Source organism: Acidovorax sp. LjRoot129, assembly GCF_964253765.1.
Classification (GTDB): Bacteria; Pseudomonadota; Gammaproteobacteria; order Burkholderiales; family Burkholderiaceae_C; genus Acidovorax.
On sequence record NZ_CAXUSE020000001.1, the window covers coordinates 1,965,209 to 1,988,711 of the forward strand.

The window sequence follows — 23,503 nt, forward strand, 5'->3', positions numbered from 1 at the left end:
GTAGGCACAACAACACCATGACGTCCCCCAGCGAGTCCACTCGCAAGGTCATCCCCATCACAGCGGTGGCAGCCGACGTGTCTTCACAGGGCGAAATGGTGTCCCTGTACGAGGCGCAGAAGAAGATCTACCCGCGCTCGATCAGCGGCGTGTTTGCGCGCTGGCGCTGGGCCATGGTGTTTCTCACGCAACTCGTCTTTTATGGCTTGCCCTGGCTGCAATGGGGGCAGCGCCAGATGGTGCTCTTTGACCTGGGCGCGCGGCGCTTCTACATCTTTGGCCTGGTGCTGTACCCGCAGGACTTCATTTACCTCACGGGCCTGCTCATCATCTCGGCGCTGTCGCTCTTTTTGTTCACCGCGGTGGCGGGGCGGCTGTGGTGCGGTTTTGCATGCCCGCAGACGGTCTACACCGAAATGTTCATGTGGATCGAGCACAAGATCGAAGGCGACCGGAGTGCCCGCCTGCGGCTGGACCACGGTGGCTGGACCTTTGAAAAAGTACGCAAGAAGTTTTTCAAGCAGGTGGTGTGGATTGCGGTCGCGGTGTGGACCGGGTTCACCTTCGTGGGCTATTTCGTGCCCATCCGCGAGCTGGGCAGCGAGCTGCTGGCGTTGCAGAGCGGCTGGGCGCTCTTCTGGGTGTTGTTCTACGGGTTCGCCACCTATGGCAACGCCGGCTACATGCGCGAGCAGGTCTGCAAGTACATGTGTCCTTATGCGCGTTTTCAAAGCGCGATGTTCGACAAGGACACGCTGGTGGTGAGCTACGACGTGGCGCGCGGCGAGCCGCGGGGACCGCGCAGCAAAACAGTGGATCACAAGGCCAAGGGACTGGGCGACTGCATCGACTGCACCCTGTGTGTCCAGGTGTGCCCGGTAGGCATCGACATCCGCGAGGGGCTGCAGTACGAGTGCATTGGCTGCGGGTTGTGCGTGGACGCGTGCAACACCGTGATGGACAAGATGCATTACCCGCGGGGGCTCATCCGCTTCTCCACCCAGAACGGGGTAGAGAAGCGCTGGAGCCCTTCGCAGATGCTGAGACGCGTGCTGCGGCCGCGGGTGCTGATCTATGCGGCGGTGCTGGTCGCCCTGTGCGTTGCGATGCTGGCCAGCCTGGTCACGCGCACGCCACTAAAGGTGGATGTGGTGCGCGACCGTGCTGCGCTCTCGCGCATCGTGGCTGGCGGAAAGCTGGAGAACATCTACCGCCTGCAGATCATGAACGCCACCGAAGGGCCGCAGCGTTATCGCATCGCCGCGCGCGGGCTGCAGGGGATTGAGGTGGCTTCGGAAGCCGAGGTGGAGATCGGCGCCGCGGAGTCCCGTTGGGTGGCAGTGCGGCTGCAGATACCGTACGGCTCGGCCGCTTCGGGCTCGCATCCTGTGCAGTTTGACGTGCAGGCTGTGGGCGCGGCAGCCCAAGTCACGGAGAAGTCGGTTTTTCTGGTGCCGCGCTAGCGCGCACCGCAGGCGCACCCGGCTCAAGCATCACCTGGTGCCTACGAGTGAACAGATATTGAGGAGTGTTGATATGCCATCCAATCCCGCCATCGGGCCCGCAAGCGCCACAAGTCCTGCCACAGGTAGGGCTCCCGCCCCGTGGTGGAAGTTCGGCCATGTCTGGCTCGTCATTGCCGGCCCCGCCATCGTGATCGTCGCTGGCTTTGTAACGCTGTGGCTGGCCGTCTCCCGGCCGGACCCCGTGGTGGCCGAGGACTATTACCGCCAGGGCATCGAGATCAACAAGACGCTGGCCAACCCCGAAAAAAGCCTGGCACCAGCGATCAAGGGCCGCAACCATGCAGCCACCCCGGTGCAGGACCAGCCACGATAAAAACCGGTGGAGAGCAGGCTGAACGCTGGGTGCAGCCAGCTTGCTACACCGCCGATGACAAGGAGATAAGACCGATGTGGACGCAACGCTTGATGTGGATTGCCTGGCCCGCTTTTTTGACGGCGGGGGTCCTTGAGATGCTGGTGTTTGCCATGGTGGATCCGCAGGATCTGCACTGGTTTGGGCAACCACTGGCTTTGTCGCGGCAGGGTGTCTATACCCTGGCGTTTTTCGCTTTCTGGGCCATCACTATGGCTTCGAGCGCCCTCACCACGCTGCTGGCAATGTCACCGTTCGAGCTCAACCGCTGCCCGGTTTCGCCGGATGCGCGGCCGCAGGACTGCCGCAAGAATTCCTGCTCTTGAAGCCCTGGCCCGCAACGCTGCTCAGTGGCAGGCCGGCTGGCTGTTGACGATGCGCTTGAGTGCCTCGGTTTCCAGGATGCGCACATGGCGCTGCTTGACTTCTACGATGCCGTCTTCGGCAAACTTGGAAAACGCCCGGCTCACCGTTTCAAGCTTGAGGCCCAGGTAGCTGCCGATCTCTTCGCGTGTCATGCGCAGCACGAGCTCCGACTGGGAAAAACCGCGGGCGTGGAGGCGCTGCACCAGGTTCAACAGGAACGCTGCGAGGCGCTCCTCGGCCCGCATGCTGCCCAGCAGCAGCATCACGCCGTGCTCCCGCACGATCTCGCGGCTCATGATCTTGTGCACATGGTGCTGCAGGGCCGTGACCTCGCGCGACAGCTCTTCGATGCGGTCAAAGGGCATGACACAGACTTCAGCGTCTTCGAGTGCGATGGCATCGCAGGTGTGCACGTCATTCACGATGCCGTCAAGGCCGATGATCTCGCCGGCCATCTGAAAGCCGGTGACCTGGTCACGCCCGTCTTCGGTCGCCACGCTGGTCTTGAAAAAGCCGGTGCGGATAGCGTAGAGCGAGGTGAATGTCTCGCCACTGCGGAACAGCGTGCCGCCGCGTTTGACCTTGCGGCGCACGGCCACGATATCGTCGATGCGCTGAAGCTGGTCGTCGCTCAGCCCCACCGGCATGCACAGTTCTCGAAGGTTGCAATTGGAGCAGGCGACTTTGATGGTGAGGGGAGTCATGGGGCGTGAGCTGGTAGGTTTTCGAGCATTCGCGCCCGACAGTCGGAGCGAAAGGGCTCCGCATTGCGGAGTGGCGAATGATGTGAATCAAATTGTCGCCCTTCGGTCCGCGCCATCGCTTGATGTAGATCAAGGACGGTAGGGGTAGCCTACGGCACAGTGAGCATGCCCGCAAGGATATTCGCCCATGACCGCTGCTTCCCCTGAACTCCTGAGCCGTTTCGACGTGCCGGGGCCCCGTTACACCTCCTACCCGACAGCTGACCGATTCGTCGAGGCTTTTGGCGACGAGGACTATGCCCTCGCGCTGCAACACCGCCAGATGGGTTCTCCTGCCAAGGCGTTGCCGCTGTCGCTGTACGTCCATATCCCGTTTTGCGAGTCGCTGTGCTACTACTGCGCCTGCAACAAAATCATCACCAAACACCACGAGCGCGCAGAGGTCTATCTGCGCTACCTCCAGCGTGAGGTCGACCTGCACACCGCGCATTGCGGAAAGGGGCAGGTCGTCAGTCAGCTTCACCTTGGCGGGGGCACGCCCACCTTCCTGTCGGATGAGGGCCTGCGCGAGCTGATGGCCATGCTCAAGCGCAGTTTCACGCTCGCCCCGGGGGGCGAGTATTCCATCGAGGTGGACCCCCGCACCGTGGATGCCGATCGCCTGGCCGTACTGGCCGAGCTGGGCTTCAACCGCTTGAGTTTTGGTGTGCAGGACTTCGACCCGGAAGTGCAAAAGGCCGTGCACCGCGTCCAGCCCGCCGAGCAGGTGTTCGCGCTGGTGGCGTCTGCGCGCGCGCTCGGGTTTGAGTCGATCAATGTCGATCTCATCTATGGACTGCCGCGCCAGACCCCTGAGTCGTTCGACCGCACCTTGGCCCAGGTGACACAGTTACGGCCCGACCGCATTGCGCTGTATGCGTACGCCCATCTGCCCGAGAGATTCAAACCACAGCGCCGCATTGTCCCGGCCGAGCTGCCCACGGGCGCGGGCAAGGTGTCGATGCTGTCGCGCTCGCTGGAGGCCTTCATGGCAGCAGGCTATGTGTACGTGGGGATGGACCACTTTGCCTTGCCCGATGACGCGCTGGCGGTGGCCAAGCGCCAGGGCCGGCTGCACCGCAACTTTCAGGGCTACAGCACCCAGCCAGACTGCGACCTGATCGGCCTGGGGGTCTCCGCGATTGGAAGGGTAGGGGCCACGTACAGCCAGAACGCGAAGACACTGGATGAATACTATGACCTCCTGAATCAAGGGCGCCTGCCCGTGGTGCGGGGACTTGCGCTGACGCGCGACGACCTGGTGCGGCGCGCCGTCATCATGGCGCTGATGTGCCAGGGCGAGCTGATCTTCGAATCACTGGAACAAGCGTGGCTGATCGACTTCAAGCGCTATTTCGCAGCGGAAATCGAGCAACTGGCCGACTTGGCGGAGGAAGGTTTGGTAGAGATCCGCCCGGACGGCATCTCGGTCAGTGCCATGGGGTGGTTCTTTGTGCGCGGGATCGCCATGGTGTTTGATCGCTACCTGCAAGCCGATCGCAACCGCGCGCGGTTCTCCCGGATCATTTGACACGCTATTGGCGTTGTCCCCTGAGACCCGCGTAACGATCCGGATTCCATGCTGCTCGCTGTTGCTTCTACCGCATTGCTGATGGGACTCGCAGGAGGGGCCCACTGCCTCGTCATGTGCTCGGCGCCCTGCGGAGCATTGACTGGGCAGGGGGCCAAGCCTGCCAACGCTGACAGCAACAACGTAGCTGTTGAGTCCGGCATCCAGCCGGTGTCATGGAGACCCCGTGGGCGGGTTGTGCAGCGCACGGCCGCGTTGCACCTGGGGCGCCTGGCAGGTTATGCCACCGCGGGCGCCCTGGCCGCGCTGGCGATGGACAGCCTGGCATGGCTGACGCAGCAGACCCTGGCACTGCGCCCCGCGTGGACCCTGGCGCATGTCGCCGTGATGGCCTGGGGGCTGATGCTGCTGCTGCAGGCGCGCCAGCCACTGTGGGTCGAGCAGGCAGGGCGGGCGGTTTGGGGGCGGGCCAGGCCGTTGGTCCATGCGCCGGGCGGTGTGCTCCTGGCCGGCTTCTTATGGGCCCTGATGCCCTGCGGCCTGCTGTATTCGGCCCTGTTGGTGGCGGCGCTCAGTGGCGGGCCCGTGCAAGGGGCTTTGTCGATGGCGCTGTTCGGCCTTGGCACCAGCGTCTGGCTGGTTGCAGGGCCTTGGGCCTGGGGCACGATCCGGGCACAGCTGAACACGGTGCGCACCGATTGGGGCACCCGGATTGCCGGGGGATTGCTGTGTGCCGTCGCAGGCTGGGCATTGTGGATGGACCTCGTTTACAAGCCCTCGCTGTGGTGTCGATGACTACCTGAGGCCCTTGGTGCGGTTGTCCTCCGGGTTGAGGTCACCGCACGGGAGTAGCGTGGGTGCGGAATGGGCGAAGTGTTGCCGTGCCGCCGCGTTGCACGCGGCCCCTACCCCGGCGCGATCGGAAGGTCGATAATCTGTGTAACCATTGGTGGCATTCCAAGTCTCCATGTTTCACGCGACCAAAGTGAACTCCTCCATCCTCATCGACATCAGCCAACTGCGGGTCGGCATGTACATCCAGCTCGACGTGGGCTGGATGCACCATCCGTTTCCGGTCAGCAGTTTTCGCGTGGCGTCGGCGGAACAGATTGCTACGCTGCGCGAGCTCGGGTTGACCGAGGTGCGCTATGTTCCCAAAAAGAGTGATCCCGACCAGCGCGAGCTGGTCCCGGCCGCCTGGAGCGTGCCGGCCATGGATGCGCCCTCCGTGAGCGGATTGGAAGCAGCCACCAGTGCCGCGGGCGCCGACGCAGAGGCACAACGCCGGCGCGAGTTGCTGGAGGCGCAAAACCGGGCGCTGGCCCTGTGCGACCAGCGGTTTGGCGAGGCGACCCGGGCGTATCAGGCGCTTGAGCGTGTCGCCACCGAGCATCCCGACCAGGCCCGCGCCAAGGGCGACGCCCTGGTGTCCGGTTGCGTGGCCGAGTTTCTCGAAAACGGTGACTCGGTCATCCGTTTGCTGTCGGAAGGGGTGGGTGAGCGCAACGCTTTGCACCCCATCAACGTGATGGTGATTTCGCTGCTGCTGGGCCGCGCGCTGGGCGTGAAGGGTGCCGAGCTGCACGGTCTGGGCGTGGCAGCGCTCATTCATGACCTGGGCAAGCTCAAGCTCCCGCCCAATCTGCGGCAACCCACGCCCTCCATGATTCCGATCGAGCGCACGCGCTACGAAACCCACGTGGGCGAATCGGTGGCGTTTGCCATGCGCATGGGTTTGCCTGACGCAGTGATCACGGCCATTGCACGCCACCACGAGATGGTGGACGGCAGCGGCTTCCCGCTGCGCCTGTCGGGGCCAGACCTGGGCCGGTGTGGCCAGGTCTTGGCGCTGGTCAACCGCTATGACAGGATGTGCAACCCGGCCCAGGGCGTGGATGCGCTCACGCCGCACGAGGCACTGTCGGTGATCTTCGCCCAGCTCAAGGCGAAGTTTGATTCGGTGGTGCTGGGAGCCTTCATCCGCATGATGGGGGTGTATCCACCCGGATCGATCGTGCAGCTGGTCAACGACCGCTATGCCATCGTGGCCTCGGTCAATTCGTCCCGTCCGCTCCGGCCCAAGGTCATCGTGCACGACTCGCGCATCCCCAAGGAAGAAGCGCCGATCCTGGACCTGGAAACGGTGCCTGAACTGGGCATCCGCCGCAGCCTCAAGCCCGCGCAGCTGCCGCGCGATGCCTTGGATTACCTTTCGCCCCGTCAGCGAATCTGCTATTTCTTTGAACGAGCGGTCAGCGCAAGCCCTGCTGAAGAGGCCAGCGCGTGACCACTGCGCCATCCTACGGCTGGCTTGATGGGCTTCAGGAAGCCGTCTGGCTTGTCGATGAAGGCAGCCTGTTGATCCTGCACGCCAACGCGGTGGCAGAGCGGCTGACCGGATCTTCGGTACAGGCGATGGTCGGAGCCTCGGTGCTCAGCCTCGCCTGCACTCCGCAGGATCTTGCCTTCTGGGGCGAACCTGCGCTGGTGGTGGCAGGCGGTATTCACTCCCACACGTGTTTGTTGCGCGCGGACGGCGCCTTGGTCTCCGTGAACCGCCAGGTCACGCGCGTACCCTGGGGGGCTGAAGGCGCTACGGTATTCATGGTCACGATGCTGGACCACAGCGCCCAGGAGGCCACGGAGCGCGAGCTGGAAACGCTGCTGTCGGAGCTTCGCGCAACGCTGGATTCCGCGGCCGACGGCATGCTGGTGTGCGACCTGGATGGGCGGGTGCGGGCCTTCAACCAGCGCCTGGCGCAGTTGTGGAGCATTCCGCGCGAACTGCTGCTCGCGCGCGACGACGCCGCGGTGTACGCCCACATGGCCTCCCAAGCGCAGGATGGAGCCGCCTACACGAATCGCCTGGCCGCCATCGCCCGCGAGCCCATGCAGGAGAGCACGGACATCCTCGCGCTGCGCAACGCCACCGTGCTGGAGCTGCGCACCGTGCCGCAGTTCAGCCAGGGCCGACCGGTCGGCCGGGTGTATTCGTACCGCGACATCACCCGCCAGACCGAAATACAGGCCAGCTTGCGCCTGGCTGCGCGGGTGTTCGAGTCCAGCCTGGATGCGATCTTCATTGCCGACAGCCAGTACCGCATCCTGCGCATGAATCCGGGCTGCGAGCGGCTTGTGGGGCCGTCGGCCAAGACGTTCGAGGGCTGTGCCGCTGCGTCGCTGTTCGGCGGCGGGAGCGATGCTGCGTTCATGGAGCAGGTGTTGGAGGGCTGGGCGCGTGAAGGCTTCTGGGAGGGTGAGCTGTGGCTCCCGCGGGACAACGGCGCTTACTGCGCCGTGCAGCTTTCGTGGGTCGCGCTGCGGGACGACGAAGGCCGGCTGGTGCAAAGCATCGGCTTCATGCGCGACCTGACACTGCAGCACGCGGCGCAAAAGCGCATCGAAGAATTGGCCTACAGCGACGTGCTTACGGGCCTGCCCAATCGCCTGCTGCTGTCACAGCGCGTGGACACCGCCATCCAGGGCGCGCGGCAGAGCGACACGGGTTTTGCGATCCTGTTTCTTGACCTCGACCGCTTCAAGATCATCAACGACTCGCTGGGCCATCCGTTTGGTGACCGGGTTTTGCAACTCGTGGCCGAGCGGCTTCAGGCCTGCCTGCGCCAGACAGACATGCTGTGCCGCCTTGGGGGAGATGAGTTCGTCATCTACCTGCACGGCGGCGACGCCGTGGTGGCCGAGAGCGTGGCGCGCCGGATCCTGGACGACATGCTCAAGCCCTTCATGCTGGACGGCATGGGGTTCTCCATCCAGTGCAGCATCGGCATGGCGCTGTATCCGCAGGACGGCACCTCGCTCGACGAACTCATCAAGCAGGCGGATACCGCCATGTACCGCGTGAAGGAACGGGGGCGGGGCAGCTTCGGCTTTTACCAGCCGCAGATGAATGCCAACCTGCTTTCGCGCATGCAGATGGAGCACGCGATGCGCCAGGCCCTGGGCCTCTCGCGCATGGCGGTGCACTACCAGCCCCAGGTCAACATGGCCACGGGCCGCATCTCCGGGGCCGAAGCGCTGATCCGCTGGACTGACCCCGAGTTCGGTGCCGTGTCGCCTGCGCAGTTCATCCCCTTGGCCGAGGAGTCCGGGTACATCGTCACCCTGGGCGCCTGGGTCATGGAGCAGGCCGTGCGCGAAGCGGCGGTGTGGATGCACAGCGGCATGCCCATCATGATCTCGGTGAATGTCTCGGCGCTGGAGTTTCGCCAGCCCGATTTCGTGGACCGCATCACGCGCCTGCTGGCCGTGCACCAGCTGCCGCCGACGCTGCTCGAGCTGGAGCTGACTGAAACCATCCTGCTGCAGGACGCGCAGGAAATGGAGCAACGCCTGCGTGTGCTGGCGGGCCTGGGCATTGGCTTGGCCATCGATGATTTCGGGACGGGATATTCGAGCCTGGCCTACCTCAAGAAGCTGCCTATCCACAAGCTCAAGATCGACCAGTCTTTCGTGCGAGGCCTGCCCGACGACGATGGCGACCGGGCCATCGTGAGCGCCATCATCAGCATGGGCCGCGCCATGCACATCGAGGTGGTGGCCGAAGGGGTTGAGACCGAGACCCAGCAGGCCGTGCTGCTGCAGATGCAGTGCGACCACTACCAGGGGTTTCTGTGTGCCCCGGGGTTGCCCGCGCAGGAGTTTCGGGCCCTGCTGGGCAAGCCGCTGTCCGACAAGGCCCAGGGCAAGCGCAACGGGATTCAGATCTGAATTTGCTGGCGCGCGGCGCGAACTGCGAGCACGTTGAGCTACCCCCGCCGCAGACAGCTGTCACCCATTACGACGCTGCGATGCCCTTCCAGAGCATGTAGGCTGCCAGACCAAACAACAACGTGGCAAAGACGCGCTTGAGCTGTTTGACCGGCAGGCTGTGCGCGGCCTTGGCGCCCAGCGGCGCGGTCAGGACGCTGCAGGTCGCAATCACCGCCAGCGCAGGCAGCCAGATGTAGCCCAGCGATGCAGCTGGCAAGCCTGGAATGTTTTGTCCCCCAATGACGTATCCCACCACGTTGGCCAAGGCAATCGGAAAGCCCAGCGCTGCGCTGGTGGCCACCGCGTTGTGGATGGGCACGTTGCACCAGGTCATGAAAGGCACGCTCACAAAACCGCCCCCCGCACCCACCAGTCCCGACAGAAAACCGATCACGCCGCCGGCGGCCACCTGGCCTGCGCCGCCGGGCATCTGGCGTGTGGGCGCGGGTTTTTTGTCAAGAAACATCTGCGTGGCCGAGAAGCTCACGAACAGCGCGAAGAAGATGGCGAGGAAAGAGCCCTTGAGCAAGGAAAACACGCCCAGGCTGGCGATGAAACCACCCAGCACGATGCCGGGCGCCAGCCGTTTGACGATGTCCCAGCGCACGGCGCCGCGCTTGTGGTGCGCGCGCACGCTGGAGATCGAGGTGAACATGATGGTGGCCATCGACGTGGCGATGGCCATCTTGACCGCGAGGTCCGGTGCGACGTCGCGTGCGCCCATGATGTAGGTCAGAAACGGCACCAGCAGCATGCCGCCGCCAATGCCCAGAAGCCCCGCGAGAAAGCCGGTGGCCAGACCGAGGACACCAAGTTCAATGATCAGGAGAGGATCCAGCATGGCGACAAGTGGGGTGGTAGCAAAACCGGGGAACAACCTGCGCCCTGGTGGCTGCGCTACGGCGCCTTCAACGGCATCGTCGCGCAGCAGCAGGGGCATCCAGAAGAAGGTGTCTGCGAGTGCCACCGGACCCTCATCCTGAACCGGGGGTTCAGGTGGGCGAGGGCAGCCCAGCGTTGGGTTCATCTGACGCGAGATGATCACGCTCACCGGGCAATGTACCAAGCCCGAGCTCGTGGAGCATTGGTTCAAGGAAATATAAAGCCCGGCGGCATCGCAGACGCCTCGATTGTAGGCGCTGGCCACAAGCCGTGTTGAAGCGGGGGCATGTAAAGACCGTAAGGCAATGCGCGATGGTCGGCGGAGTGGCGCAGTCGTTGGATGCCGCGCAAATGGGTGGGTGACCCAGAGTGGGCCCGGACGTTGCGCCGAGGCCTGGGACCCGTGCGGTCAGAGCAACCGGCCGTCTTCGCCCAGCACATGGTCTAGGCGCTGGACCAGTCCCTGCAGGCGCTGGTTGTCGTCTTCAAAAAGCGGGGCAGAGGATGCGGGAGCCGCCGATGACGATGACGGCGTTGGGTCTGCCGCTGGGCGCGCCGCCGCTGCCAGGTCGGCCGCCTCGCGGTCTGCAATCTCAAACGCCAGGTTCAGCGCCGCCAATACGGCGATGCGTTCGCGGGCCCGCACCTTGCCCGCATCACGGATGCGCGTCATGGCCGTGTCCACCCGCTCCACGGCATCCAGCAAACGGCTCTCGTGGCCTTCGGGGCAGGTCAGCAGGTAGCTTTGCTGCAGGATCTGCACCTCGATTTGCTTCATTCGGATTCTTTCGTGGTGGGGGCTGCGGCGGCCGCCGCGGGGAGGCGCTCGAGCAGGGCGTCGACCCGGGACCGCGCCGCGCTCAGGCGCGACTTGAGCGAATCCCGCTCCTGCGTGAGGGCGGCCACCTGGTCGGCGAGCAAGGCGTTGGTGCGCTGCAATTCAGCGTGGCGCATGAGCAGGCGCTCAACACGCTCGGCGATCTGATCGGTGGTGGATGGTGTTGCCATACAGCCTCGCATTGTAGGGCGCGCGTTGTAAACGGTCGTAAAATCCGGCGGTTGGTGCTCGCGGTGTGGTTCACATGCCGCAGTTCAACGGGAAGCAGGGAGGTGACGTACTACCGGTACACACCCAGCCTGCGCTGCCCCCGCAACGGTCAGCGGACGAATCGACTCCGATTCCCTCTTCAAAACATGCCACTGGGTGCCTTGAACAAGCGCCTGGGAAGGCTTTGAAGGGCGTTCCGCCAGCCCGGATACCGGCCAACACGGTGGTTGCGCGCGTCCTTTTCTGATGAATGGGGCACGTGTGGCCGTATCACCCATTTGCTGGCGGGGAGGCCGGCTCGGGTTTGTTTGTTGACGATGATTCCCATGAAAATCCGTACCCTTCGTGCGCGCCCCACGGCGTCGCTGCGCGTGCCTGTTCAATTGGCCTTGCTGGCTGCGGCCGCCCTGCATGCCAGCGGCGCCCATGCCCAGGCGGCGCCTGAAGCTGGCGAGGCGCAGCTGCTGGCCCAGAACCTGCGCGCCCCGACGCTGTCCGAAACCGTGGTCGCTGCCACACGCACGCCGCAGCCCCTGGCCGACCTCGTGGCCGACATCTCCATCGTGGACCGCGAAACCATTGAAAACAGCGGCGCCACGGGCCTGGCCGACGTGCTTGCCCGTTTGCCGGGTGTGGAAATCTCGCGCAACGGCGGACCGGGCACCACCACCGGCGTCTTCCTGCGCGGCGCTGAATCGCGTTTCACCGCGGTGTACATCGACGGCGTGCGCATCGACTCGCAGTCCACCGGCGGCGCGCCGTGGGAGAGCATTCCGCTGGGCCTCATCGACCGCATCGAAGTGCTGCGTGGTCCGGCGGGCGCGGTGTACGGCTCCGACGCCCTCGGTGGCGTGGTGCAGATCTTTACCAAACGCGGCGAAAACGGTGTGGCGCCCTATGTGAGTGTGGGCGTGGGCAACCACCACACCACCAAGGCCGAGGCCGGCGTGAGCGGCGCGAGCGGCACCATCGACTACGCCCTGGGTTTTGCACGCGATGACAGCAAGGGCTTCAATGCCCGCACCGTGGCCACGCAAAACCCTGACCGCGACGGCTACCGCACCACATCGGGCCACGCCCGCGTGGGCCTGCAGGTCAACGCCGCGCACCGCCTGGAAGGCACGCTGATGGCCAACGACACCAACAGCGGTTACGACAGCGGCCTGGGCAAAAACGACCGCAATTTGCACACGATGCACGCGCTGGGCCTGAACTGGCTGGCGCAGTGGAGCACGGCTTATAAAACACGCCTGTCCATCACCGATTCGCGCGACCAGTATGAGACGCGTCCCTCGCCGTACCTGAGCGACACGCGCCTGCGCGGCTACCTCTTTCAAAACGAATGGCGCCTGGGCGCGCACCTGCTGACTGCAGCCCTCGAGCGCCGAGAGGACCGCCTAGAGAACGCGCCCATCGATGCCAAGCGTTCGCAGGATGGCCTGGCGCTGGGTTACGGCTACAACGCCGCTGGCCACACGGTGCAGGTCAACCTGCGCCACGATTCCGACAGCGAATTCGGCGGCAAGAGCACGGGCAGCGTGGCCTACGGCTACGCCATCACGCCACAGTGGCGCGCCACGGCATCGGTGGGCACGGCGTTTCGTGCCCCCACGCTGTACCAGCGCTTCAGCGAATACGGCGTGGCCACGCTGCGGCCTGAAAGCAGCCGCAACGTCGAGGCCGGGCTGCGTTATGCCCAAGGCAACAGCACGTTCTCGGCCACCGTGTTTCGCAACCGCGTGACCAATCTGATCTCGTTTTCCGGCCCCGGTACCTGCCCGTCGGACTTTGGCTGCTACGCCAACACCGCGCGCGCCGAATACAAGGGCGTGACCTTTGCGGGCACCTACCGGCTGGGCGATGTGCAGCTGCACGGCTCTGTCGACCTGCAACGCCCACGGGATCTGGATACCGGCAAACAGTTGGCCCGCCGCGCCAAGCAACACGCGACGCTGGGCGCCGACACGCGCCTGGCAGGTTGGACGCTGGGCGCCGAGATGCAGGCGTCGGGCCGACGCTTTGACACCGTGGCCAACACCAATGTGCTGGGCGGCTACACGCTGTTCAACCTGTACGCCAGCACCCGCATTGCGCGTGACACCACGCTGCTGGCGCGCATCGACAACCTGGCCGACAAGGACTACCAGCTGGCCCGCACCTACGCCACCGCAGGCCGTACGGTGTACGTCGGTGTGAAGTGGGCACCGCAGTGAAGCCCCCCCTGAGGCGCTGCGCGCCTTCCCCCCACGGGGAGACGCCACCCGTGGCCTGGCGGAGCCAGTTCCACGGTGGCACTGGCTTCGTGCGTGCCAGTTTCATAGGCATGCTGGGCATGTGTCCCGCAGGGTTGCTGAAATGACCATGTGCCCCGCGCTGCTGATTGCAGCCCCGGCTTCCGGGCAGGGCAAGACCACCGTCACCGCCGCCCTGGCGCGCCTGCATGCGCGCCAGGGGCGGCGGGTGCGGGTGTTCAAGTGCGGGCCGGATTTTCTGGACCCGCACTGGCACCAACTGGCCAGCGGGGCGCCGGTGCACCAGCTCGACCTGTGGATGAATGGCGAGGCGGACTGTGCGCAGCGCCTGCATGACGCGGCGCGCGAGTCGGACCTGGTCCTGGTCGAAGGGGTGATGGGGCTGTTTGACGGCACCCCCAGCGCGGCCGACTTGGCCCGGCACTTTGGTGTGCCCGTGCTGGCGGTGGTCGATGCCTCGGCCATGGCAGGCACGTTTGGCGCGCTGGCGTTTGGCCTGCGGCACTATCGCCCGGGCCTGCCCTGGGCCGGTGTGCTGGCCAACCGCGTGGGCAGTGGGCGCCATGCCGACATGCTGCAGGGGGGCTTGCACGACGCGGACGACTGGATGGGCGCGCTGATGCGGGTGCAGTCCGGCACCGCGCCCGCTGCGGGCAAGGCCGGTGCGGCGCTGCTGCCCGAGCGCCACCTGGGTCTGGTCGCGGCGCATGAGCTGCCCGACAGCCTAGAGCGGCTGGACGCCGCCGCCGATGCCCTGGCGGCCACGCCCCTGGGCCAGATGACGCTGGACGACCTGCAACGCTGGGCTGTGGACTTTCCGGCTCCCGCCGTGGCGACCGCCGTGCCGCCCCTGCTGGCGGGCCGCACGGTGGCCGTGGGGCGCGACGCCGCGTTCTGTTTCATCTACGCCGCCAATGTGCAATGCCTTGAACAGATGGGCGCGCGCGTGGTGTTCTTCTCGCCGCTGCACGATGCCGCGCTGCCCGACTGCGATGCCGTGTGGCTGCCCGGCGGCTACCCCGAGCTGCACACCGCGCAGATCGCAGCCAACACCGGCATGCAAGCCAGCCTGCGCGCCCATGGGGCCGCAGGCAAACCCCTGTGGGCCGAGTGCGGCGGCATGATGGCGCTGTTTGAATCCATCACGCTGGCCGACGGCAGTACGGCTCCGCTGTGGGGCCTGCTACCCGGCCGCGTGACCATGCAAAAACGCCTGGCTGCGCTCGGGCCGCAGCAACTGGCGGTGGGGGAGAACACCCTGCGCGGCCACACCTTCCATTACTCCACCAGCGACAGCAGCGCCCCCGTGGTGGCCCGCACGGCCCGCCCGAACGAGGCGGTTGCGCCGGATGCGGGCGAGGCGCTGTACCAGCAAGGCAGCCTCCACGCCAGCTATTTCCATGCGTGGTTCCCGTCCAGCCCCGAGGCGGTGGCGCGTCTGTTGGGAGGCGTCTCGGCATGACTCTCGCCCCGCACCCCATCATCACCGAGCTCATCCTCGGCGGACAGAAAAGCGGCAAGTCGCGCCGTGCCGAACTGCTGGCGCGCGACTGGCTGGCGCAATCCAGCGACCACCGCGCCGTGCTGATAGCCACGGGGCAAGCCTGGGATGACGAGATGCGCGAGCGCATCGCCCGCCACCAGCGTGACCGCGCTGAACGGGTGCCGGGTCTGCAGACGGTGGAAGAACCGCGTGACGTGGCCGCGGCCGTGGCGTTGCACAGTACACCGCAGACCCTGCTCGTGGTGGACTGCCTCACGCTGTGGCTCACCCACTGGACCATGCCCATGGGCGTGGAAACCATGAATTTTGAACAAAAACAGGCTCTAGCGCTTGATTGGCAAGCGCAAGCAGCTATGTTTTTGATAGCGGTTCGGAAAGCCCCCGGCCCCGTTGTTCTGGTGGGCAACGAAATTGGCCTGGGGGTCATCCCGATGGGGCGTGAGGTGCGCGCCTTTGTGGATGCGCTGGGCACGCTGAACCAGCAGGTGGCCCAGGTGTGCCCGCGCGTGACGCTGATGGCCGCCGGGCTGCCATTGACCTTGAAATGAAACTATGAAACCAACCCCCGTGCGCCGCATCCTGTGGGTCATCGCCATCCTGTTGCTGTTGGGCCTGCTCATGGCGGGCCTCGCGCGTGCGCAGCCGGTGCATATCAAGGACGACCGGGGCCGCGAGGTCTCGCTGCCCCGCCCGCCGCAGCGCATCGTGAGCCTGCTGCCCTCGTTGACCGAAAGCGTGTGCGAGCTGGAGCAATGCCACCGGCTGGTGGGGGTGGACCGCTATTCCAACTGGCCCGAGGCCGTGATCGGCAAACTGCCCAAGGTGGGTGGCGGGATCGACCCGAGCATCGAGGCCATCGTCGCGCTCAAGCCGGACCTTGTGCTCATGTCCGTCAGCTCGCGCGCCAGCGACCGGCTGGAGGCGCTGGGCCTCACCGTGGTGCAGCTCGAGCCCAAGACCCATGCCGATGTGCGCCGCGTGCTGGGCACCGTGAGCGACCTGCTGGGCGTGCCCCGCGCGCAAGGCTCTGACCGCCTCTGGCGCGTGATCGACGCGGGCGTGCTGGCGGCGGCACAGTCCCTGCCGCCCAAGGCCAAGAACGCGCGCGTGTACTTCGAGGTGAGCCGTGGGCCTTACGCGGCGGGCGAGGCGTCGTTCATCGGCGAATCGCTCACCCGGCTGGGCGTGCGCAACGTGGTGCCGGCGTCGCTGGGCCCGTTCCCGCGCCTGAACCCCGAGTTTGTGGTGCGCGCCAACCCCGACATCATCATGATCGGCAACCGCAGCATGCAGGCCATGGTGCCGTACCCCGGCTGGGCCAGCATGCGTGCCATTCGCGACAACCGGCTGTGCGTGTTCGGCCCCGGCGATTCCGACGTGGTGGTGCGCCCCGGGCCCCGCATGGCTGAAGCGGCGCGGATCATGGCGAAATGCCTGGTAGACAAGGCGCCATGATCCACAACGCCACGGATTTGCCTACCGGCTCCGCCAGCCGCCGCGCAGCCTGGTGCGCCGCGTGGCTGCTGCTCGCCAGCGCCGTGCTGGCCGTGTGTGGCGCCAGTGTGGGCAGCACGGGTTTTGACAGTGTGCTGCGCATGCACGGCGACCCGGTGGCCTGGCAGATCGTGTGGGACATCCGTTTGCCGCGCACGCTGGGTGCGTGGCTGGCGGGCGCGCTGCTGGGCCTGTCGGGCGCGGTGGCGCAGGGGCTGTTTCGCAACCCGCTGGCCGACCCGTACCTGCTGGGCAGCGCCTCGGGCGCAGCGTTGGGCGGGGCGGTGGCGATGGCGCTGTTTGGGGTGTCGCCGGTGGCGGCGCAGTGGCTGGCGCGCATTGGCATCACGGGCATGGCTTTCTTGGGCGCGGCGGGGGCGGTGGTGCTCACGCTGCTGTTGGCCAAAGGCGTGCAGCACACGCTGCGCCTGCTGCTGGCGGGCGTGATTGTGGGCGTGGTGCTGGGCGCGCTGCGCGACCTGGTGGAGCTGGCATCGCCCGACATCCTGCAGGCCATGCAGGCGTTCACGCTAGGCAGCACGGCCTTTGTGGGCTGGATGGCTTGTGTGCTCATGGCCGTGGCCTGGGGGCTGTGCTCGGTGGTCGCCTGGATGCTGGCACGCGCGCTGGACGGCCTCACGCTGGGCGAGGCCACGGCCGCCAGCCTGGGCCTGCCGCTCATGCCCATGCGCGTCGGTCTGGTGGCCGCCATGGCGCTGGCCACGGGCACGGCCGTGGCGCAAACGGGGCTCATCGCGTTTGTGGGGCTTGCCGCGCCGCACCTGGTGCGCTCCATCGTGCGCGTGACGCACGAGCGGCACATCGTGCTCGCAAGCCTGATGGGCGCGGTGCTGCTGCTGGCGGCCGACATCCTGGCGCGCTGGCTGCTGGCGCCGCAGGAGCTGCCCGTGGGCGTGCTCACGGCGGCGTTGGGCGGAACCTACCTGCTGTGGCTCATGCACCGGCGTACGTCGCAAGGTGGTGCGCTATGAATTCAGTAGCTATCAACGCTTGCCAGATAAGCGCCAGCATCGGAAATCACTTGATATTGCAGGGCATTGACCTGCAACTGCCCGCCGGGCGTTGGACCAGCATCGTCGGCCCCAACGGCGCGGGTAAGTCGACCTTGCTCAAGGTGTTGGCCGGCCTGCTGCCGCGCGCTGCGGTGCAGGGCGATGTGTTGCTGCTGGGCCGCCCGCTGGCGCAGATCCCGGCGCGCGAACGGGCCCGGCAACTCGCCTGGCTGGGCCAGAACGAAGGCTCGGCCGACGATCTCACAAGCTACGACGTGGCCATGCTGGGCCGCCTGCCGCACCAGGCCTGGCTGGCGCCGCCGGGCGCGGCCGACCACGCGGCGGTCGAGCAGGCGCTGCGCACCACGCAGGCCTGGGACTGGCGCCACCGCCCGCTGTCGCAGCTGTCGGGTGGCGAGCGCCAGCGCGTGCTGCTGGCCCGGGCCCTGGCCGTGCAGGCGCAGGTGCTGCTGATGGATGAACCCCTGGCCAACCTCGACCCGCCCCACCAGACCGACTGGCTGCACACCATGCGCGCGCTGGTGGACGCGGGCGGCACGGTGGTCAGCGTGCTGCACGAGGTGTCGCTGGCGCTGCAGGCCGACGACATGGTGGTGATGGCACAGGGCCGCGTGCTGCACCAGGGCGCTTGTGATGCGCCCGATACCCACGCCGCGCTGGAAAGCGTGTTTGACCACCGCATCCATGTGCGGCATCTGGACGGCATGTGGATGGCGCTGCCGTCGCTGCAACGCAAGAACAACAACCAAGGAATGAAGGAAGTGCAAACATGAGCATCGAATCGGGTTTTTCGCAGGTTGCGCAGTCGTTGCTGTGGCCGGTACTGGTGCTGGTGGGGCTGGCGTTTGTCTACGCGCTGTGGTCGGGCGGTGCCACGCTCATGGAGGCCTGGCAGCGCTGGCGCCAGCCGCAGTACCGCTCGCTGCGTGTGGCCCCTGGCTTGTCGATGGAAGAACTGGAGCTGCAACTGGTGCGCCAAGTGGAGCCCGTGCGCCTGCTCAGCCGCCTGTCGCCCATGCTGGGGCTGATCGCCACGATGATCCCCCTCGGTCCCGCGCTGCAAAGCGTGGCGGCGGGCAACGGCCAGCAGGCGCTGGCGGTGTTCAGCGGTGCCTTTGCCGGTGTGGTGCTGGCGCTGGCCGCCGCATCGGTGGGCCTGGTGGTGTACTCGGTGCGCCGCCGCTGGCTGCTGGCCGAGCTGCTGGTGGTGCGCAAGGAGCGTGGGGTGGCGCAATGAGCGCCGCGCCGGGCCGCCCCAAGCAAGCGGTACACCGCAGCGCGCAGCGCGGAGGTGTTTCATGTGCAGGCGCCGCGCCGGGCCGCCCCAAGCAAGCGGTACAACGCAGCGCGCAGCGCGGAGGTGTCTTATGAGCCTTCGCCACCTGAACGTGCTGGCCGAGGACGACGACGATCCGATGCTGTCGGCCGTGAACCTGGTGGACGTGTTCCTGGTGCTCGTGGTGGCGCTGCTCACGGCCGTGGCCGTGCAGACCCAGACCAGCGCCAACGAGAGCGTCACCATCATTCGCAACCCCGGCCAGCCCGACATGGAAGTGGTGGTGCGCGAGCAGGGCAAGGAAGTGCGCTTCAAAGGCGCTGGCAGCGCAGCGCAAGGGCAGGGCGTGCGTGCGGGCGTGGCCTACAAGCTCGAAGACGGCAACATCGTCTACATCCCTGAAACGGGCGCTGCTCCAGCTGGCGCTTCGGCCGGTGGCGCGGGTGGCGCAGCCACACCGGTACCTGCCAAGCCATGAAGGCGCTGATCCTGCGTGCGGCACTGTGGTGCCTGCTGCTGGCTGCGCCGCTGGTGCATGCCGTCCAGGCTGAGAAGACCCAGGCAGCGGGCGGCGCCGATAAAACAGCGCCCGTGCTGCTGTGGCTCACCTCCGATATCACCACGGCCACACGCACGGCCATGGTGCAGCGCCTGGCCATCGAGGCGGGCCTGGGCTTTGCGCACATCGACTATCCGCTCGCGGGGCCGGCGGTGCTCGATTCAGCACAGGCCCAGAAGCTGGAGCGCGCGCTGGCGGGCGCTGCGCTGGTGTGGGTGGATGCGCCGCATGCCAGCGTGGAGGCTCGCCTGCGCCGCATGGCCGGGCCGCAGCTCGATGCGCGTGCGGTGCGCACCCCCGGCCGCGTGGTCTGGGTGCCTGCGGGCTCCCCCGCCGCTGACCTGACCGCGCTCGATGCGCCCGCCCGCATGGTGGCCTACCTGCAGGCGGGTGGCCCGCGCAACCTGAAGAGCGCCATCGCCCTGGCGCGTGCCACCGTGGCGGGTGCTGCCATGCCCGCCTTGCCCGCGCCCGACATCCTGCCCACCCGGGGTATCTACCACCCCGACGCGCCCCGCCTGCTGCCCAACGCCGTGGCGCTGGAGGCATGGCGCCAGGGCCAGCCCGCGCTGCGGGGCCTGCCCGCAGTGGCCGTGCTGGTGCACCGCCACCATTTTGTCGATGGCAGCACCGAGTGGCTCGATGCCTGGCTGCGCACCTTCCGCCAGCAGGGCTTGTTCGCCTATGCGGCCTTTGGCCAGCAGGTCACAGCGCAGACCCTGTCCGAGGTGCTGGAGCTGCCCCCCGAAAGCGGCACCGGCCCGGGCCGCCTGCACGCCTCGGCCCTGGTGCTGCACCAGCTCGTGCCCCAGGCCGCCGCGCTGCAGCCGCTGCTGGCCCGCTGGGGCGTGCCCCTGCTGGGCACGCAGCCTTACCGTGCAGGCGATGCCGCCGCGTGGGAGGCCAGCGACACGGGCCTGTCGTTGTCCGATGTGCCGTTTTACCTGGCGCAGCCCGAGGCGGCGGGTGCCATCGATCCCATCCTGGTCGCCGCCCACGGAGCCGAAGGCCGCGACTTCCGCCTCATCGAACGCCAGGCCCAGGCCGTGGCCGCCAAGGCGCGGCGCCTGATTGCGCTGCAGACCAAACCGGCAGCAGACAAGCGCCTGGTGGCCATGGTCTACAACTACCCGCCGGGCGGCACCAACTTCGGCGCATCGTTCCTCAACGTGCCGCGCAGCCTGGAACAGGTCTCTGGCGGCCTGGCCCAAGCGGGCTACCGCACGCAGCAGGTGCCCGAGCAGGGCTGGATCGATGGGCTCAAACCGCTGCTGGCCGCCTACTACCCCGGCGCCGATGTGCGCGCGCTGCTGCAAAACGGCCAGGCCGCCGCGCTGCCGCTGGCGCGCTACGAGCAGCACCTGGCCACCTTGCCCAAGGCCGTGCGCGAGCGCATGAACGCGCACTGGGGCGCGCCCGAAAAGAGCCGCTACGTGGTCGAGTGGCAGGGCGAAAAAGTGTTCGCCATCCCGCGCCTGCAGGTGGGAAAGCTCTCCGTATTGCCCCAGCCCCCGCGCGAAGAAACGCTGCGCCTGGGCCAGAACCCGTTCATGCACAAGTCCAAGGCGCCGTTGTCGCACCACTACCTGGCCGTGTACCTGTGGGCGCAGTTGGAGGCCGACGCGCTCATCCACTTCGGCACCCACGGCACGCAGGAATGGGCGGGCGGCAAGGCGCGCGCGCTGGATGTGCACGACGACGCGCTGCTGCCGCTCGGTGATCTGCCCGTGGTCTATCCCTACATCGTGGACAACCTGGGCGAGGCCCTCACGGCCAAGCGCCGCGGCCGTGCCGTGCTGGTAAGCCACCGCACGCCCGTGTTCGCCCCGGCAGGCTTCGAGGCGCGCATGGCCCACATGCACGAGGTGATGCACGAATGGGAAACCGTGGACGAAGGCCCCACGCGCCGCGCGCTCGAAAAGCAGCTGGTGGCGCAGTTTGTGGAGCACCAGCTGCACCGCGACCTGGGCTGGAGCGCCGAGCGCATCGCGGCCGATTTCAGCGGCTTTCTTGAAATCCTGCACCCCTACCTGGACCAGCTCGCGCAAAGCTCGCAGCCCAAGGGCCTGGCCGTGTTCGGCCGCGTGCCCGCGCCCGAGCAGCGGCGCGAGACCATCCTGCAGGCGCTGCGCAAGCCGCTGATCGAGGCATTGGGTGAAGACATCGATGAAGCCTTCCTCATCAAACACGATGCGGTGCTGGCTGCACGCCCCGCGCGCTGGCTGGAAGTGGCGCTGACCGACGCGCAGGCTGCCAGCGTGTTGGACCTGCGCCCCGTGCTGCCAGCGCAGGCTGCAACGCCGGGCGCAGCGGGTGACTCCGACGTGGTGCGCGCCGAAGACCATGTGCCCAACCGCGCCGCGCGCAAACCCATCGACACGCCCGCGCTGCTGCAACTGGCCCAGCGCGCGCAGGAGCTGGAGCGCCTCTTGGCCACCGAAGGCGAAATGCCCGGCCTGCTTGCGGGGCTGGAGGGCCGGTTCCTCACTGCGGCGTATGGCGGCGACCCCATCCGCAACCCCGAGAGCCTGCCCACAGGCCGCAACCTCACGGGGCTGGACCCGAGCCGCCTGCCCACGCGCCAGGCCTATGCCGTGGCGCAGACGCTGTTCAACGACTGGTTCAAGGACTACCTGGCGCGCCATGGCGGCCAGGCGCCGCAGCGCATGGCGCTGTCGCTCTGGGCGGGCGAAACATTGCGCCACCAGGGCATCATGGAAGCGCAGGCGCTCGTGGCGCTGGGCATGCGCCCGGTGTGGGACGACTCGGGCCGCCCGGTGCGCGTGGAGACCATTGCCGCCGACGAACTCAAGCGCCCGCGCGTCGATGTGCTCATGAGCATCACCGGCTCGTACCGCGACCAGTTTCCTGCACTCATGGCGCTGCTCGACCGCGCGGTGGCCCAGGCCGCCACGGCCGAGCCCGGCAACGTGATTGCGCGCAACACCGAGCAGATCGGCCAGGACCTGCGCAAGCAAGGCGTGCCCCGCGCGCAGGCTGAGCAACTGGCGCGTGTGCGCTCGTTCGGCAATGCGGTGGGCGACTACGGCACCGGCCTGTCCGACGCGGTGCAAAGCGACGGGCTGCAAACCAACGATGCGCGCCTGGGCCAGATGTTTCTCGAGCGGATGAGCCAGCCCTATCTGGAGGGCGAACCGGTGACGGGGGTTGCGGGCGGCACGGCGGCGAAGGCGCTGGGCGCGCACCTGCGCCGCACCGACGCGGCCATCCTGTCGCGCAGCTCGAACCTGTACGCCATGGTCAGCTCGGACGACCCGTTCCAGTACCTGGGTGGCCTGTCGGCCGCAGCCCGTGTGGCCGGCCGGCCGCAGGGGCTGGAGCTGCATGTGGCCCAGCTGCAGGATGTGAGCGAGCCCACCACCGAAACCGCGCAGCGCGCCATTGCGCTGGAGATGCAGTCGCGCTACCTGCACCCGGGCTGGCTCAAGGCGCAGAAGGCCGAGGGCTATTCGGGCACGCTGCAGGTGCTCAAGGCCGTGCAGTTCGCCTGGGGCTGGCAGGCCGTGGCGCCCGACACGGTGCGCAGCGACCATTGGCAGAGCTTCTACGACGTGCTGGTGCGTGACAAGCACCAGCTGGGCTTGCCCGAGTGGCTCAAAGAGCATCCGCAGGCCTATGCCCAGTCGCTGGAGCGCCTGGTGCAGGCGCAGCGCCAGGGCTATTGGCAGGCCGATGCCGAGACGCAGAAACAGCTCGCGCAGATGTACCAGGAGCTCACGCGCGCCGCGCCGCTGGCGGCCGAGCTGCCCAGCGTGCGCCGCTGGGTGGAGCAGGCCGCGCAAGGCACCGCCCCTGCGCCGACCGGCATGGCCGTGGCCACGCCACAGTTGACAGCGGCCCCGGCGCCGCAGCCCGCACCGCCTGCTGCCGACCTGCCTGCACCGCCCCCCCAGGCCGAGGCACCGCCCGCCGCACCCACTGTGCCCGCCATGGGCGTGCTGCTGGAGCGCCAGCCCGAGCGCGAAGCCCCCGACACCGCCCAAGAGCCCAACCCCGTGGAGCGCATGGCCGGCATCGTGGCCCTGCTGGTGATGGCCCTGGTGGTGCTGGCGGGTGCTGCGTGGCAGGCGCGCCGTCCGTTCTCAATCTCCGCTGCGCCCGGCCTGGCCCGCGCTTGAATCGACCCTTCTTGAAAGCACCCACAC

The 23,503-nt window shown here is 67.2% G+C and carries 20 protein-coding genes and 1 riboswitch; of the genes, 16 read left to right on the forward strand and 4 right to left on the reverse strand.

Translation table 11 applies throughout. The annotated features are described in order from the left end of the window. Window positions 1–17 precede the first annotated feature (17 nt). The 3 genes from ccoG to ACSQ3Q_RS09015 all read left to right on the forward strand — a co-directional run bounded on the left by ccoG (window position 18) and on the right by ACSQ3Q_RS09015 (window position 2,204). On the forward strand, window positions 18–1,463 hold the full coding sequence (gene ccoG, locus ACSQ3Q_RS09005) for a cytochrome c oxidase accessory protein CcoG (protein ID WP_436134053.1): 1,446 nt from the start codon (window positions 18–20) through the stop codon (window positions 1,461–1,463). 73 nt (window positions 1,464–1,536) lie between these two features. After that, on the forward strand, window positions 1,537–1,839 hold the full coding sequence (locus ACSQ3Q_RS09010; RefSeq protein ID WP_436134054.1) for a FixH family protein: 303 nt from the start codon (window positions 1,537–1,539) through the stop codon (window positions 1,837–1,839). Between the two features lie 74 nt (window positions 1,840–1,913). After that, window positions 1,914–2,204: a hypothetical protein gene (locus tag ACSQ3Q_RS09015; RefSeq protein WP_436134055.1), complete on the forward strand. Its 291-nt coding sequence runs from the start codon at window positions 1,914–1,916 to the stop codon at window positions 2,202–2,204. Window positions 2,205–2,225: 21 nt separating this feature from the next. On the opposite strand, the gene fnr is transcribed toward ACSQ3Q_RS09015, so the two are convergent. Further along, window positions 2,226–2,948, reverse strand: a complete 723-nt coding sequence (gene fnr / locus ACSQ3Q_RS09020; protein ID WP_436134056.1) for a fumarate/nitrate reduction transcriptional regulator Fnr — start codon at window positions 2,946–2,948, stop codon at window positions 2,226–2,228. Between the two features lie 187 nt (window positions 2,949–3,135). Here fnr and hemN point away from each other — a divergent pair, with 187 nt between their 5' ends. The 4 genes from hemN (at window position 3,136) to ACSQ3Q_RS09040 (ending at window position 9,246) form a co-directional block, all read left to right on the forward strand. Then, a complete protein-coding gene (gene hemN, locus ACSQ3Q_RS09025) occupies window positions 3,136–4,518 on the forward strand; it encodes an oxygen-independent coproporphyrinogen III oxidase (protein WP_436134057.1) in 1,383 nt (460 codons plus the stop codon). Window positions 4,519–4,566: 48 nt separating this feature from the next. Beyond that, window positions 4,567–5,313: a sulfite exporter TauE/SafE family protein gene (locus tag ACSQ3Q_RS09030; RefSeq protein WP_436134058.1), complete on the forward strand. Its 747-nt coding sequence runs from the start codon at window positions 4,567–4,569 to the stop codon at window positions 5,311–5,313. Window positions 5,314–5,485: 172 nt separating this feature from the next. Then, window positions 5,486–6,805 (forward strand): HD-GYP domain-containing protein, encoded by a 1,320-nt coding sequence (locus ACSQ3Q_RS09035; protein ID WP_436134059.1) that lies wholly within the window; start codon window positions 5,486–5,488, stop codon window positions 6,803–6,805. After that, window positions 6,802–9,246 (forward strand): EAL domain-containing protein, encoded by a 2,445-nt coding sequence (locus ACSQ3Q_RS09040; RefSeq protein ID WP_436134060.1) that lies wholly within the window; start codon window positions 6,802–6,804, stop codon window positions 9,244–9,246. The genes ACSQ3Q_RS09035 and ACSQ3Q_RS09040 overlap by 4 nt, the downstream gene beginning before the upstream one ends. 67 nt (window positions 9,247–9,313) lie before the next feature. Here the strand turns inward: ACSQ3Q_RS09040 and ACSQ3Q_RS09045 are convergent, their stop codons facing one another. The 3 genes from ACSQ3Q_RS09045 to ACSQ3Q_RS09055 all read right to left on the reverse strand — a co-directional run bounded on the left by ACSQ3Q_RS09045 (window position 9,314) and on the right by ACSQ3Q_RS09055 (window position 11,178). Continuing rightward, entirely contained in the window at window positions 9,314–10,129 is an 816-nt protein-coding gene (locus tag ACSQ3Q_RS09045) for a sulfite exporter TauE/SafE family protein (RefSeq protein ID WP_436136971.1), read from the reverse strand. Window positions 10,130–10,579: 450 nt separating this feature from the next. After that, window positions 10,580–10,948, reverse strand: coding sequence for a cell division protein ZapA (locus ACSQ3Q_RS09050; RefSeq protein ID WP_436134061.1), 369 nt, complete (start codon window positions 10,946–10,948; stop codon window positions 10,580–10,582). After that, complete coding sequence (locus ACSQ3Q_RS09055; RefSeq protein WP_436134062.1) at window positions 10,945–11,178, reverse strand: DUF904 domain-containing protein; 234 nt, start codon at window positions 11,176–11,178, stop codon at window positions 10,945–10,947. Before ACSQ3Q_RS09055 ends, ACSQ3Q_RS09050 begins: the two co-directional genes overlap by 4 nt. A 35-nt stretch (window positions 11,179–11,213) precedes the next feature. Then, window positions 11,214–11,453: riboswitch (cobalamin riboswitch) on the forward strand. A 91-nt stretch (window positions 11,454–11,544) separates the two neighbouring features. On the opposite strand from ACSQ3Q_RS09055, the gene ACSQ3Q_RS09060 reads away from it, so the two are divergent. The 9 genes from ACSQ3Q_RS09060 (at window position 11,545) to cobN (ending at window position 23,476) form a co-directional block, all read left to right on the forward strand. Beyond that, window positions 11,545–13,431 (forward strand): TonB-dependent receptor domain-containing protein, encoded by a 1,887-nt coding sequence (locus tag ACSQ3Q_RS09060; RefSeq protein ID WP_436134063.1) that lies wholly within the window; start codon window positions 11,545–11,547, stop codon window positions 13,429–13,431. 142 nt (window positions 13,432–13,573) lie between these two features. Continuing rightward, window positions 13,574–14,932 (forward strand): cobyrinate a,c-diamide synthase, encoded by a 1,359-nt coding sequence (locus tag ACSQ3Q_RS09065; protein WP_436134064.1) that lies wholly within the window; start codon window positions 13,574–13,576, stop codon window positions 14,930–14,932. After that, complete coding sequence (locus ACSQ3Q_RS09070) at window positions 14,929–15,522, forward strand: bifunctional adenosylcobinamide kinase/adenosylcobinamide-phosphate guanylyltransferase (RefSeq protein ID WP_436134065.1); 594 nt, start codon at window positions 14,929–14,931, stop codon at window positions 15,520–15,522. Before ACSQ3Q_RS09065 ends, ACSQ3Q_RS09070 begins: the two co-directional genes overlap by 4 nt. 4 nt (window positions 15,523–15,526) lie before the next feature. Further along, a complete protein-coding gene (locus ACSQ3Q_RS09075; protein ID WP_436134066.1) occupies window positions 15,527–16,429 on the forward strand; it encodes an ABC transporter substrate-binding protein in 903 nt (300 codons plus the stop codon). Further along, window positions 16,426–17,460, forward strand: a complete 1,035-nt coding sequence (locus tag ACSQ3Q_RS09080; protein ID WP_436134067.1) for a FecCD family ABC transporter permease — start codon at window positions 16,426–16,428, stop codon at window positions 17,458–17,460. The genes ACSQ3Q_RS09075 and ACSQ3Q_RS09080 overlap by 4 nt, the downstream gene beginning before the upstream one ends. Continuing rightward, on the forward strand, window positions 17,457–18,275 hold the full coding sequence (locus tag ACSQ3Q_RS09085; RefSeq protein ID WP_436134068.1) for an ABC transporter ATP-binding protein: 819 nt from the start codon (window positions 17,457–17,459) through the stop codon (window positions 18,273–18,275). Before ACSQ3Q_RS09080 ends, ACSQ3Q_RS09085 begins: the two co-directional genes overlap by 4 nt. After that, complete coding sequence (locus tag ACSQ3Q_RS09090; protein ID WP_436134069.1) at window positions 18,272–18,739, forward strand: hypothetical protein; 468 nt, start codon at window positions 18,272–18,274, stop codon at window positions 18,737–18,739. Before ACSQ3Q_RS09085 ends, ACSQ3Q_RS09090 begins: the two co-directional genes overlap by 4 nt. 130 nt (window positions 18,740–18,869) lie before the next feature. Continuing rightward, on the forward strand, window positions 18,870–19,256 hold the full coding sequence (locus ACSQ3Q_RS09095; protein ID WP_436134070.1) for a DUF2149 domain-containing protein: 387 nt from the start codon (window positions 18,870–18,872) through the stop codon (window positions 19,254–19,256). Beyond that, window positions 19,253–23,476 carry a cobaltochelatase subunit CobN gene (cobN, locus tag ACSQ3Q_RS09100; RefSeq protein ID WP_436134071.1) on the forward strand — a complete coding sequence of 1,408 codons (4,224 nt, stop codon included), beginning with the start codon at window positions 19,253–19,255 and terminating at the stop codon, window positions 23,474–23,476. Before ACSQ3Q_RS09095 ends, cobN begins: the two co-directional genes overlap by 4 nt. Window positions 23,477–23,503 lie beyond the last annotated feature (27 nt).

Excerpts from the sequence above, each read along its gene's own strand:
- ACSQ3Q_RS09085 (WP_436134068.1), top strand. The coding sequence starts at position 17,457 with ATGAATTCAGTAGCTATCAACGCTTGCCAGATAAGCGCCAGCATCGGA.
- ACSQ3Q_RS09015 (WP_436134055.1), top strand. The coding sequence starts at position 1,914 with ATGTGGACGCAACGCTTGATGTGGATTGCCTGGCCCGCTTTTTTGACG.
- fnr (WP_436134056.1), bottom strand. The coding sequence starts at position 2,948 with ATGACTCCCCTCACCATCAAAGTCGCCTGCTCCAATTGCAACCTTCGA.
- hemN (WP_436134057.1), top strand. The coding sequence starts at position 3,136 with ATGACCGCTGCTTCCCCTGAACTCCTGAGCCGTTTCGACGTGCCGGGG.
- ACSQ3Q_RS09090 (WP_436134069.1), top strand. The coding sequence starts at position 18,272 with ATGAGCATCGAATCGGGTTTTTCGCAGGTTGCGCAGTCGTTGCTGTGG.
- ACSQ3Q_RS09030 (WP_436134058.1), top strand. The coding sequence starts at position 4,567 with ATGCTGCTCGCTGTTGCTTCTACCGCATTGCTGATGGGACTCGCAGGA.
- ACSQ3Q_RS09065 (WP_436134064.1), top strand. The coding sequence starts at position 13,574 with ATGACCATGTGCCCCGCGCTGCTGATTGCAGCCCCGGCTTCCGGGCAG.
- ACSQ3Q_RS09050 (WP_436134061.1), bottom strand. The coding sequence starts at position 10,948 with ATGAAGCAAATCGAGGTGCAGATCCTGCAGCAAAGCTACCTGCTGACC.
- ACSQ3Q_RS09010 (WP_436134054.1), top strand. The coding sequence starts at position 1,537 with ATGCCATCCAATCCCGCCATCGGGCCCGCAAGCGCCACAAGTCCTGCC.
- ACSQ3Q_RS09045 (WP_436136971.1), bottom strand. The coding sequence starts at position 10,129 with ATGCTGGATCCTCTCCTGATCATTGAACTTGGTGTCCTCGGTCTGGCC.
- ACSQ3Q_RS09080 (WP_436134067.1), top strand. The coding sequence starts at position 16,426 with ATGATCCACAACGCCACGGATTTGCCTACCGGCTCCGCCAGCCGCCGC.
- ACSQ3Q_RS09035 (WP_436134059.1), top strand. The coding sequence starts at position 5,486 with ATGTTTCACGCGACCAAAGTGAACTCCTCCATCCTCATCGACATCAGC.
- ACSQ3Q_RS09075 (WP_436134066.1), top strand. The coding sequence starts at position 15,527 with ATGAAACCAACCCCCGTGCGCCGCATCCTGTGGGTCATCGCCATCCTG.
- ccoG (WP_436134053.1), top strand. The coding sequence starts at position 18 with ATGACGTCCCCCAGCGAGTCCACTCGCAAGGTCATCCCCATCACAGCG.
- cobN (WP_436134071.1), top strand. The coding sequence starts at position 19,253 with ATGAAGGCGCTGATCCTGCGTGCGGCACTGTGGTGCCTGCTGCTGGCT.
- ACSQ3Q_RS09055 (WP_436134062.1), bottom strand. The coding sequence starts at position 11,178 with ATGGCAACACCATCCACCACCGATCAGATCGCCGAGCGTGTTGAGCGC.
- ACSQ3Q_RS09070 (WP_436134065.1), top strand. The coding sequence starts at position 14,929 with ATGACTCTCGCCCCGCACCCCATCATCACCGAGCTCATCCTCGGCGGA.
- ACSQ3Q_RS09095 (WP_436134070.1), top strand. The coding sequence starts at position 18,870 with ATGAGCCTTCGCCACCTGAACGTGCTGGCCGAGGACGACGACGATCCG.
- ACSQ3Q_RS09060 (WP_436134063.1), top strand. The coding sequence starts at position 11,545 with ATGAAAATCCGTACCCTTCGTGCGCGCCCCACGGCGTCGCTGCGCGTG.